This window comes from Parvibaculum sp. (assembly GCF_040882025.1).
GTDB lineage: Bacteria > Pseudomonadota > Alphaproteobacteria > Parvibaculales > Parvibaculaceae > Parvibaculum.
The window spans coordinates 20,073-30,461 of sequence record NZ_JBBECC010000085.1; the positions used below are offsets into that span (position 1 = coordinate 20,073).

Annotated in this window: 11 protein-coding genes; 5 read left to right on the forward strand and 6 right to left on the reverse strand. The window is 65.3% G+C overall.

The features are described from left to right. Window positions 1–25: 25 nt before the first annotated feature. Window positions 26–889 (forward strand): SDR family NAD(P)-dependent oxidoreductase, encoded by an 864-nt coding sequence (locus WEB61_RS05910; RefSeq protein ID WP_368063405.1) that lies wholly within the window; start codon window positions 26–28, stop codon window positions 887–889. Here WEB61_RS05910 and WEB61_RS05915 read toward each other — a convergent pair whose 3' ends face one another. Both WEB61_RS05915 and WEB61_RS05920 read right to left on the reverse strand, forming a co-directional pair. Continuing rightward, complete coding sequence (locus WEB61_RS05915) at window positions 890–1,456, reverse strand: hypothetical protein (protein WP_368063406.1); 567 nt, start codon at window positions 1,454–1,456, stop codon at window positions 890–892. A 27-nt stretch (window positions 1,457–1,483) separates the two neighbouring features. Beyond that, on the reverse strand, window positions 1,484–1,882 hold the full coding sequence (locus WEB61_RS05920) for a DUF427 domain-containing protein (protein WP_368063407.1): 399 nt from the start codon (window positions 1,880–1,882) through the stop codon (window positions 1,484–1,486). Between the two features lie 97 nt (window positions 1,883–1,979). On the opposite strand from WEB61_RS05920, the gene WEB61_RS05925 reads away from it, so the two are divergent. Together WEB61_RS05925 and WEB61_RS05930 are read left to right on the forward strand one after the other, a co-directional pair. Beyond that, entirely contained in the window at window positions 1,980–2,333 is a 354-nt protein-coding gene (locus WEB61_RS05925; protein ID WP_368063408.1) for a PilZ domain-containing protein, read from the forward strand. A 97-nt stretch (window positions 2,334–2,430) separates the two neighbouring features. Further along, window positions 2,431–3,219, forward strand: coding sequence for an SDR family NAD(P)-dependent oxidoreductase (locus tag WEB61_RS05930; protein WP_368063409.1), 789 nt, complete (start codon window positions 2,431–2,433; stop codon window positions 3,217–3,219). A 3-nt stretch (window positions 3,220–3,222) separates the two neighbouring features. On the opposite strand, the gene WEB61_RS05935 is transcribed toward WEB61_RS05930, so the two are convergent. Further along, on the reverse strand, window positions 3,223–3,972 hold the full coding sequence (locus WEB61_RS05935) for an alpha/beta fold hydrolase (RefSeq protein ID WP_368063410.1): 750 nt from the start codon (window positions 3,970–3,972) through the stop codon (window positions 3,223–3,225). A 285-nt stretch (window positions 3,973–4,257) separates the two neighbouring features. Here WEB61_RS05935 and WEB61_RS05940 point away from each other — a divergent pair, with 285 nt between their 5' ends. Next, window positions 4,258–5,514 (forward strand): M20 family metallopeptidase, encoded by a 1,257-nt coding sequence (locus WEB61_RS05940; protein WP_368063411.1) that lies wholly within the window; start codon window positions 4,258–4,260, stop codon window positions 5,512–5,514. Between the two features lie 373 nt (window positions 5,515–5,887). After that, a complete protein-coding gene (locus WEB61_RS05945) occupies window positions 5,888–6,232 on the forward strand; it encodes a hypothetical protein (RefSeq protein WP_368063412.1) in 345 nt (114 codons plus the stop codon). A 9-nt stretch (window positions 6,233–6,241) separates the two neighbouring features. Here the strand turns inward: WEB61_RS05945 and WEB61_RS05950 are convergent, their stop codons facing one another. From WEB61_RS05950 to WEB61_RS05960, 3 genes are all read right to left on the reverse strand, one after another. Beyond that, window positions 6,242–7,612 carry an MFS transporter gene (locus WEB61_RS05950; RefSeq protein ID WP_368063413.1) on the reverse strand — a complete coding sequence of 457 codons (1,371 nt, stop codon included), beginning with the start codon at window positions 7,610–7,612 and terminating at the stop codon, window positions 6,242–6,244. 211 nt (window positions 7,613–7,823) lie between these two features. Then, window positions 7,824–8,576, reverse strand: coding sequence for an alpha/beta fold hydrolase (locus tag WEB61_RS05955; protein WP_368063414.1), 753 nt, complete (start codon window positions 8,574–8,576; stop codon window positions 7,824–7,826). A 4-nt stretch (window positions 8,577–8,580) separates the two neighbouring features. Next, window positions 8,581–10,011 carry an MFS transporter gene (locus WEB61_RS05960; RefSeq protein WP_368063415.1) on the reverse strand — a complete coding sequence of 477 codons (1,431 nt, stop codon included), beginning with the start codon at window positions 10,009–10,011 and terminating at the stop codon, window positions 8,581–8,583. Window positions 10,012–10,389 lie beyond the last annotated feature (378 nt).

The following is a 10,389-nucleotide window of genomic DNA, read 5'->3' on the forward strand; positions in this document are numbered from 1 at the left end:
CAACAACACGACAGGGAGAAAACAAATGGGACGTCTCGACGGCAAGGTCGCCATCATCACCGGCGGCACCAGCGGCATCGGCCGCGGCACGGTCGATCTTTTTCTGCAGGAGGGTGCGAAGGTCGTCGCCGCCGATCTGCAGGACCACAAGGGCGAGGCGATGGAGCGCGAACTGGGCGCGAGCTTCTCCTATTGCCGCGCCAATGTCGCCCATGAAGACGAGGTGAAGAACCTCGTCGATCACACGGTGAAGAAATTCGGCAGGCTCGATGTCCTCTTCAACAATGCCGGCTATGGCGGCGTCGGCGGCGAGTTGCACGAAATCGACATGAACGGTTTCGACGAAACCGTCGGCGTGCTGCTGAAAGGCGTCGTGCTCGGCTACAAATATGCGGTGCCGCACATGACGGCGCAGCAGTCCGGCTCGATCATCTCGACGGCCTCCGTCGCCGGCCTGCAGGCGGGCTACGGACCGTTGGTCTATTCGGCCTGCAAGGCCGCCGTGCATCACTTCTCGCGCTGCGCCGCGCTGCAGCTCGCGCCGCATTTCGTCCGTTCGAATGCGATCTGCCCCGGCGGCATCGCCACCTCGATCTTCGGCTCAGGGCTAGGCCTCGGCACCCAGGTCGCCGATCAGTTCGCCGAAGTGATGAAGACGCATCTGGCGAAAATCCAGCCGACGCCGCGCTCGGGCCTCCCCTCCGACATTGCGGAGACGGCCCTCTTCCTCGCCAGCGACGCCTCGAGCTTCGTCACCGGCCAGACCATCGCGGTCGATGGCGGCCTCACCGCCGGCCCGATGGCGACGCTCGGCAAGCGCATCGACTTCGAGAAAATCATTTCCGATTTCCTCTCAGGTCTCCCGGAGGACGCGAAGAAGCCGGCCTGACTACTCGCCGAGGCTCTTTCCCGGTTTTCCGACGCGGATCGCGGTGTCGTTCGCGCAATCGAACGACGCCGCGTGCCGGTCCGCCGCCGCGCGCGCCAGCGCATTGGCGTCGGCATTGGCGCGCGCATCGACATAGGCGACATGGCAGGCCTCATCGCCGATCTTCGACACCACCAGCACCTGACCGTCGGTGAACGTGCCGTCACCGCCGTCATGTTGCGTCAGATAGCGCACGATGACGGCGAACGCCCGGCCCTCGGCGTCGAGCCGCCATTCGAGCATCTTGCCGAGCCGGTTGAAGGGCGGAAGCGTCTGCCCGGACAGCATCTTCTCCCGCTTCGGATCGTCGATCTGGAGATAGAAACGCAGATCGCCTTCCAGCACCTCGACCTTGTGCCCGCGAAAATCCGGGCAGGCGAGCCACGCGGAACCGGACTCTTCATCCGTCGCCGTCACCCGGCACTGGTCGGTATCGACCGATGAATAGGCCGACACCGGCTCGGCGCGCGCCGCGCCGGCGGCAAGCCCCGCGGCAAGCGCGAGCCCCGCGAATGAAATCCGGATCAATTTCCCCTCCCCCGCTCGCCGCCCGCGTCAGGCCGGATCGGCCTCGATGTCCACCTTGTTCGGATAGAAGGCCACATAATCCTTGATGTCGGCCATTTCGACAAACGGGTCCTCATAGGACCAGACGGCGTCATGGACTTGCTCGGCTCCGGCCGCCAGCGCCCAGTAGCTCGCCTCGCCCTTGAACGGGCACCATGTATGGCTCTCCGTCGGCTTGAGCAGGTCCATCCTCACATCCTTGCGCGGCAGGTAGAACACCGGCGCATAGCTGCCCTCGAAAAGCTCAAGCGCCTCCATACTGTCGGCCACCGTCTCGCCGCCGAAATGCACGCGCACGCGCCGCCCGGCCGGCAGCACGCGCAGCAGATGTTCCGGATGGCTTTCATAGCCGGATTTATGTTCCTTGCCGGAAACGAGCTGTCCCATGCCGGGTCTCCTTTTGTCTGGTGCCACCTTTGCCGATCGAAGGGAGATGGGGCCCCGGCAAGGATTTGGCAACCTCGGCGTCCTAGCCTCGGCTTCCATGACCGAACCCGCGCATGTCCCTCCGCCCGCCGCCGCCGAGCGCCGCCTTTTCCGGCGCATCGGCGCGCGCCTCGAGGGGCGCCTCGTCTTTGCCGGCGTCGATGCCGAATGTCTGGTTCACGACATGTCGGCGACGGGCGCCGTGGTCGAGGTTTCGCCGCTGCCCGCGCTCGGCGCCGAACTGGCGCTCGATGTGCCGGGCGTCGGCTTTGCCCGCGGACGGGCGCGCCACTATCCCGCCGAAGGCCTTGTCGGCATCGAACTCGATGTGCCGGCGGCGCGCCGCGACCGCATCGCCGACCGTCTGATCCTCGCCGCCTTCCGTTCCCCGCCGCTCCCCGAAAACAACTGACCGATAGTCGGATCGCGACATTTCGCGCGATCCCGGCTTGGGTCCGCCGCCGCCGCTCGCTACACTCCGCGGCAACGTGAAACCGGGGAGATAAAAAATGCCGCTCAAGAACAAGGTTGCCATCGTCACCGGCTCGGCCACCGGTCTCGGCGCGGCGGTCGCACTCCGGCTTGCGGACCAAGGCTGCAATGTCGTCATCAATTACACAAAGAGCGAAGCGGAAGCGAAGGAAACGCTGGCCGCCTGCGAGGAAAAAGGCGTCGAGGCGATCCTCGGCCAGGGCGATGTCGGCGAGGACGCCGATTGCCGCCGCATCGTCGAGGCGGCCGTCGACAAATGGGGTCGCGTCGATGTGCTGGTCAACAATGCCGGCGGCACGAAATTCGCCGATCACGCGAAACTCGACGAATTGAACGCCGAGGACTTCCTCTGGATCTACAAGGTCAATGTCGTCGGCGCCTACCAGATGATCCGCGCCTGCGAGCCGCACATGAAAAAGGCCGGCAAGGGTTCGGTCGTCAACATTTCCTCGATCGCCGGCGTCACCGGCATCGGCTCGTCGGTCGCCTATGCGGCATCGAAAGGCGCCTTGAACACCATGACGCTCTCGCTCGCCCGTTCGCTGGCCCCCGTGATCCGCGTCAACGCGGTCTGCCCCGGCTTCATCGGCACGCGCTGGTTTTCCGACCGCTTCGGCACGCAAACCTTTGAGGGCATCAAGCGCCAGCAGGAGGAAACGACGCCCTTGCGCCGCGCCGGCACGCCCGAAGACATCGCGGCCGCCGTCGTCTTCTTCTGCGGCGAAGGCTCCGACCACATCACCGGCGAAACGCTGATCACCGATGCCGGCCTGCATCTGGGATTCGCGCCGCTGACGGCGCGGTAAACCTCACCCCGCCAGAAACTTCAACACCGCCTCTTTATAAGCCCTGTCCCCCACCGTCTTCATGTGGTCGCGCTTCGGCACCGTGAAGGCGCGCGCGCCCGGAATGCGCGCCGCGAGCGGCCCCGCCGCGCCCGCCTGTTCGTCGCTCTCGCCGGCAACGACGAGAACCGGCCGCGAAATGCCCGCGAGCCCCGCCACCGGAAAAGGCGCCCGCACCGCCTCGAAACAGGCCGCGAGCGCGGCGCGGTCCTGCCGGTTCTGATCGGCGAAGACGCGGAACATCCGCGCGCCTGCGTCCGTCACGCTTGCGGGATCGTCCGCCAGCAGCGCCTCGATCACCGGCCCCGGATCGCGGTCCGGATCGAGCAGCCGCGCGCCGACGCCTGCGGCAATCACCCGGTCGAAACGGTCGGGCCACTCCATCGCTGCGACGAGCGCCACCATCGCCCCCATCGAATAGCCCATCAGGTCGGCGCCCGGCTCGCCCAGGTGATCGATGAGCGCCACAAGGTCCGCCGCCATCGCGGACAGCGTGTAGTTCTCCGCCTCATGCGGCTTGTCGCTTTCGCCATGCCCGCGCATGTCCGGCATGATGACGCGAAACCCCGCCTCCATCAGCGCCCGGCTCCAGCCGGTCTCGATCCAGTTCACCCGATGCGTCGACGCAAACCCATGCGCCAGCAAAATCGGATCGCCCTCACCCTCGACGCGATAGGCAAGCCGCAACCCGTCCGATTTGAAATAATCCACCATCCACCTCCGCCGGCCGCCGCGCTTACAATATCCAGCCGACTCCCGCAGCGCGAGCCGCAAGGAAGGTTTTTTGCACGCGGAGACGCGGAGCCGCGGAGAAGAACAGGTTTTTGCACGCGAAGGCGCGAAGGAAGAAGATAGATTGCGCCTTCGCGTGAATATTTCTTCCTTCTTCTCCGCGGCTCCGCGTCTCCGCGTGCCAAATCCTTCCTGCCCTTCCCCGCCCCCGGTGGAAAAGCCGGGCAAAGGGCGTTAGGCTTCATCCCAAACCGGGGAGAAAGAAAAATGACCGACGCCGCCCTCTTGAAACGCGAGACCTGCGCGATGATCGACGCCATGTCCGCCGAACTCCTCGCCGTCAGCCACGAGATCCATTCGAAGCCCGAACTCGCCTTCCACGAACACGAGGCCGCCCGCATCCTGACCGCCGCGCTCGACCGCGCGGACCTCCCCGTCACGCGCGGCGCCTTCGGCCTCCCGACCGCTTACGCCTCGAGCTTCGGCGCCAGCGGCCCCGAAGTCGCGATCCTCTCCGAATACGACGCCCTTCCCGGCATCGGCCATTCCTGCGGCCACAACATCATCGCCACCACCGGCCTCGGCGCCTCGCTGGCGCTCGCGAAACTGGGCGCGCGCCTTCCCGGCCGTGTCCGCTATCTCGGCACGCCGGCGGAAGAACAGGGCGGCGGCAAGGAACTGATGGCGCAGCAAGGCGCCTTCGACAGGCTCGACGCCGCCATGATGGTGCATCCGGCCGGCGTCGATCTCGTCACCATGCCCTGCATCTGCGTCTCCGAAGTCGCCGTCACCTATCGCGGCCGCTCGGCGCATGCTTCGGCCATGCCGCATATGGGGCTCAACGCGCTCGACGCCCTCATCACCGCCTATCAGGCGATCGCGCAACTCCGCCAGCACATCAAGCCAACCGAACGCATCCACGGCATCATCAAGAAGGGCGGCATGGCGCCCAACATCGTGCCGGACGAAACCGCCGGCATTTTCTATGTCCGCGCCGCTTCCGCCGAAGACCTCGCGCCCTTGAAGGCCCGCGTCCAGGCCTGTTTCGAGGCCGGCGCGCTGGCGACCGGCTGCACGGCGGAAGTCAAATGGGCCAAGGCCGACTATCTCGACCTCAAGACCAGCATGGCGATTGCGGATTCATATGAAGCCAATGCCCGCTCGCTCGGCCGCGATTTCTTTCCGCTCTCGAAAATGCCGACGGGTTCGGCTGGCAGCACCGACATGGGCAACATTAGCCATCGCGTGCCGTCGATCCACCCGATGATCGCGTGCGCCCCGCCCCATGTCGTGATCCACAATCCGGAGTTCGCCAGATGGGCCGCCTCCGATCTCGGCGACAAGGCCTGCCTCGACGGCGCCAAGGCGCTCGCCATGACCGCCATCGACTTCATGACCGACGCCGCGATGCGCGAAAAGGCGAAGGCGGATTTCGCCGAAACCGCCGCCAGCTCCGCCCGCTCCGTCGCCGCCGCCTACGATCCGAACGGCGCGGCGAACATCGGCGGCTGCGGCTGCATGTAAGCGCCATTCGCTTACGCCCCGACCTCTCGCAAGAAAGATTTTTGCACGCGGAGCCGCGGAGAAGAGGAGAAGAACAGATTTTTGCACGCCCACGGGTATCGCCTTCGGCGCGAAGAACACTTCGGCGCGAAGCGCCAATAGCCTTTTCTTTCCTCTTCGCGTCTTCGCGCCGGAGCCTGTCCTCGGGATCGCCAAAGGCGATACCCGCGGGCGTGAACCCCTTCTTTCTTCTCTTCTCCGCGCCTCCGCGTCTCCGCGTGAAAACCCTTCCCTTCGCCTCACGGCAAATTCGGCACCCGTTCGGTTTTTCAATTCCCTTGACGCGCCCCGGTCTCGCGCTCACGCTCGCTCAACCGGGTGAGGGGTGCAGAAAATGAAGACGGTCTTTGCGTCAATCGCGGTCACCCTGGCACTTATCGGCTCGCACGCGCATGCGGAGGAACCGCCCGAAAAGTCTCTGAGTGAATTTCTCGATGAATGCGCGGGCAATCCGGACTATTGCCGCGCCTTTACACACGCATTCATCCCGGCGTTCATAGAAAAATTCTCGTTCAATCCGGACCCGGCCTGCGTGCCCGTCGAGCCCTATGAGGCGGCCGAGACCGTGCTCCAATACATGTTCATCCTTGGGGTTGAACCCGACTGGGCGGAGAGGTCTGACGGGCTTGCCATGGCGGAGGCCTTGCTCGATAGCTATCCCTGCCTCACGGATGAGTGAGTCGCTTCCTCACGGCAGGTTCGGCGGCCGCTCCGTCAGTTCCACTTCCTCGACGAAGCGCTCGTCGAGCTTGCGGCGCAGTGCCTCCTGCTCCTTGAGCCCGATCGGGAACCGCCACATGATCGCGGCGACGATCGCATTGCAGATGACAGGCGTCGCCACGAAGACGATGGAAAGACCCGTCAGCGTCGCCTCCGTGTTCTCCCCCTGCTTCGGCACGAATCCGATCAGCGCCAGCGTCCAGAACACGACGCCGACCGCGAAGGCTCCGCCGAGCTTCTGCGTCAGCGTCAGCAGCGAGTAGAAAAGCCCCGTCCGCCGCTGCCCGGTTTCGAGCTCGTCGATATCCGCCACATCGGCCATCATCGAACGGTAGAGCGTCGTCGTCGTGCCGACATTGACGCCGAGAAACAGCAGCACCAGCGCCGCCACATAATAGTTTCCTTCCGGGATCAGGAAGATGACCGGCGGAAAGACGACGTTGAAGAGCCCGGCCGCGACGACGGTGCGGTGCTTGCCGAGCCGGTAGCTCAGCTTCAGCACGACGGGAATGAAGATGATGCCGCCGAAGAAATAAATCAGCAGCAGGAAGCTCGCGATCGAGCCGATGCCCCACACATAGGTCGCCTCGTAAATATACATCGAGGCGAGCGCCGCGCCCGCGAAGCCCGACAGGAAATCCGCCGCCAGCAACCGGCGAAGCGGCAGGTTGCGGAAGATGGCCCGGATCGCCGCGCCAAGGTCGAGCGGCCGCTGCGGCGCGGATTTCCGTTCCGGCACGAACAGGATGTTGAGGCCGACCGCGACCGGCAGCACCAGCACGATGAACCAGCCGATGGCGGCGACGCGCGCCGCCTCCATATTCTCCGCGCCGATCCGCTCGATGATCGCCGGAATGAGCAGCACCAGCGGCACGCCGAGAAGCTGGAACGCCTCCCGGTAGCCCTGAATGCGCGAGCGTTCGTTGTAGTCCGCCGAGAGCTCCGCCGCCCAGGCCATGTGCGAGATGGTGAGCATCGTCCAGCCGATATAGAGAAAGAACATCCAGCCGATGAGATAGAAACTCGTCGCCGGCGCCGTCGGCACGAACACCATATAGGCGCAAACGACCAGCAGCGGCACCGAGAGGACGATCCAGTGCCGCCGCCGTCCCCAGCGCGAGGGGAACCTGTCGGAGAGAACCCCCATCGCCGGATCGGTGACGACGTCCCAGAGCCGCGCCAGCATGAAGATCGTGCCGACGGCGGCGAGCCCGAGGCCCATCGGCCCCGCATAGAACTGCGGCAGATAAACGCCGATCGGAAGTCCGAGCGCGGCGATCGGAATGGCGGGGCCTGAAAAGGCGGCGAGACGCAAGGGTGACAAACGGGGACCGGTCATGGGTGTTATGCCTTCGCTCCTGCCCGGTTTAATTTTCGAATCCAAATTTAACCGTCATGACCCGGCTTGTCCGGGTCATCCACGTCTTTCTTTTCTTCCTGTGCCCGCCGCCAAGACGTGGATGGCCCGAATAAATCGGGCCATGACGGATTTGGGTTGGGGAAATGCAACGTTCGCACAACCGAAACTCCTTGGTCGGCCGCTCCCGCCCTCATGTAATCCCGGCCAGAAAATCCATCACCGCGCCCTTGAACATCGGATTGGCGAGCGCGAACATGTGATCCGTACCAGGAACGATTTCGGCCCTTGCGCCGGCGATGCGCGCCGCGAAGGGTCCCGGATCGCCGGCCAGATCGTCGCGCGCGCCGGCAATCACCAGAACCTCGTTGCGGATCAGGCCGAGATCGGCGCCGCGGTCGCCGGCGCGCGGCGCCCGCGAGCAGGCCGCCAGCGCCTTCAGATCCTGTCCCAGCCCCTCGGCATAAAGCCGGAAGCCGCGCGCCAGCGGTTCGGTGATACCCTCGGCGCTTTCCGCCTCCAGCGCCTCGGCGACGCCGCCGATCCGCTCTCCGGTTTCCAGCATCTTCGCGCCGACCCCGCCCAGCACGACGACGCCGAAGCGCGCGCCGTGATGTGCGGCGAGATGGGCGGCGATCCCCGCCCCCATCGAATAGCCCATCAGGCTCGCCCGCTCGATGCCGAGATGGTCGAGAAGCGCCAGCGCATCGCCGGCCATTTTGTCGGTGGTGTAGTCGGCGGGATCGTAAAGCTTCGCGCTCTTCCCATGCCCGCGCAAATCGAGCGTCACGACCTGACGCCGCGCCCGTGTCAGCGCCTGCACCCAGCCCGTGCGCACCCAGTTGTCCTCGGCCGTCGCCGCGAAGCCGTGCACCAGCAGCATCGGCTTGCCCTCGCCGGCGACCTCATAGGCGATGGAAGCGCCTCCCGAAGAAAATTCCGGCATCGCCTCAATCCGCCGGCACGCCGGAGGATTGCGCGTCGGACGGCGCGCCGGTGCGCGCCGCGATGGCGGTCGCCGCCGCTTCCAGCCCGCGCTTTTCGAGGATCGCGCGATTGGCTTCCTGCCGCTTCTCGTCGATCGGATAGAACCAGAGAATGGCGGCCACCGCCGCGCTGATGATCGTCGCCGGCCACACATAGACGGCGCGCAGGCTGTCCAGCACCTCCGGCGTGTTTTCGGCGCCCGCCTTGAAGCCGATCGAGTCGAGCAGCGTATAGGCCATGAAGATCGCGATGGCCGCGCCGAACTTGCTGGTCGAGGTCAGCATCGAATAGAAAAGCCCCGTGCGCTGCTGATGCGTGATGACGGCGTCGTGGTCGGCGACATCGGCCATGATCGAGCGGAACAGGAACGGCCCCGCCGCCATGTTGACGCCGAGCAGCACCCAGGCGCCGAGCGCGATCAGCGGCTGCCCCGGCGGAATGATCAGGATCAGCGGAATGGTGACGGCGTTGAAGAGCGCGGACCAGGACGCCGTCTTGTGCTTGCCGAGACGGCGGCTGATCCACAGCATCAGCGGAATGAAGCCGACGCCGGAAAGGAAATAGCCGAGCAGCATCAGGCTCGAATACTGGCCGAGCTTGAGCGCGTCCTCGGCGAGAAAGAGAAACATCGAGGCGACGAGCCCGCCCGATACGCCGCCGATGAGATCGGCCGCCAGCACCACCTGCAACGGCCGGCTGCTGACAAGCGCGCGCACCGCCTCCTTGAACGGCACATGCACCGGCGGCTTGGTCGGCCGCTCCGGCACTTTCCACACCGCAAGGCCGACCGCGATCGGAAGCAGGATCAGCACGAACCAGCCCATCGAGGCGACGCGTGCCGAGGCGACGTTTTCGGGCTCCGTCATCTCGATCAGCACCGGCAGCGTCAGCACGAACACCATGCCGAGGATCAGCGCGATCTCGCGCGCGCCCTGCACGCGCGAGCGCTCGTGATAATCGGGCGTCAGCTCGGCGCCCCACGACATGTGCGAAATCGTCAGCAGCGTCCAGCCGACATAAAGCACGAACAGCCAGAAGACGAGATAGACCGCCGTCACGGCGACGGGCGGCATGAAGATCATGTAGACCGAAACGAGCATGATCGGCACGGAAAGCACGATCCAGTGCCGCCGCCGCCCCCAGCGCGTCTCGAACTTGTCGGAGAGGATGCCGAGCACGGGATCGGTGAACACGTCCCAGAAGCGCGCCAGCATGAAGATCGTGCCGACGACGGTGAGCCCGAGCCCCAGCGTGCCGGCATAGAACGGCGGCAGGTGAACGACGAGGGGCAACCCCATGGCCGAAATCGGCGCCGCCGGCAGCGCAAAGGCAAAGAGCGTCGAGCGCGTGAGTGGCCCCCTTGAATCCAAGGTGCGGCCCGTTGGGGTCGTCATGATGGGGGGCTCCTCCTGTTTTGCCTCCGGCGGCCCCGGGTCTTTATCGCCCGAATGTCCGCCATGGTCCGCATTATCCCCGAAGCGCGCCCGGAACCAAGACCCTTTCGGCGTCATGGGCTCACAATCGCGTTAGCCCGTCCTGACCAGCGGTCAGGGCGGGCTGATCGCGCCATAGCGCCCCTTGGCGCGAAGGTGGATAGCCGCTTCAACGCTCCAACCCCGAAATTCCGTCGCAAGACCTCGTTCCGCGCCCGCCAAATATAAAAAAGTGTCACCCCCGGGCTTGACCCACTGCTGTCCGGTTAAGCGGGTTTGATTGGAAGAACGTTGCATTTTTCACAACCCAAAACCGTCATGGCCCGATTTATTCGGGCC

What these genes read in the sequence shown, in the direction of transcription:
- WEB61_RS05910 (WP_368063405.1), top strand. Translation starts at nt 26, where the DNA reads ATGGGACGTCTCGACGGCAAGGTCGCCATCATCACCGGCGGCACCAGC.
- WEB61_RS05920 (WP_368063407.1), bottom strand. Translation starts at nt 1,882, where the DNA reads ATGGGACAGCTCGTTTCCGGCAAGGAACATAAATCCGGCTATGAAAGC.
- WEB61_RS05925 (WP_368063408.1), top strand. Translation starts at nt 1,980, where the DNA reads ATGACCGAACCCGCGCATGTCCCTCCGCCCGCCGCCGCCGAGCGCCGC.
- WEB61_RS05930 (WP_368063409.1), top strand. Translation starts at nt 2,431, where the DNA reads ATGCCGCTCAAGAACAAGGTTGCCATCGTCACCGGCTCGGCCACCGGT.
- WEB61_RS05935 (WP_368063410.1), bottom strand. Translation starts at nt 3,972, where the DNA reads ATGGTGGATTATTTCAAATCGGACGGGTTGCGGCTTGCCTATCGCGTC.
- WEB61_RS05940 (WP_368063411.1), top strand. Translation starts at nt 4,258, where the DNA reads ATGACCGACGCCGCCCTCTTGAAACGCGAGACCTGCGCGATGATCGAC.
- WEB61_RS05945 (WP_368063412.1), top strand. Translation starts at nt 5,888, where the DNA reads ATGAAGACGGTCTTTGCGTCAATCGCGGTCACCCTGGCACTTATCGGC.
- WEB61_RS05950 (WP_368063413.1), bottom strand. Translation starts at nt 7,612, where the DNA reads ATGACCGGTCCCCGTTTGTCACCCTTGCGTCTCGCCGCCTTTTCAGGC.
- WEB61_RS05955 (WP_368063414.1), bottom strand. Translation starts at nt 8,576, where the DNA reads ATGCCGGAATTTTCTTCGGGAGGCGCTTCCATCGCCTATGAGGTCGCC.
- WEB61_RS05960 (WP_368063415.1), bottom strand. Translation starts at nt 10,011, where the DNA reads ATGACGACCCCAACGGGCCGCACCTTGGATTCAAGGGGGCCACTCACG.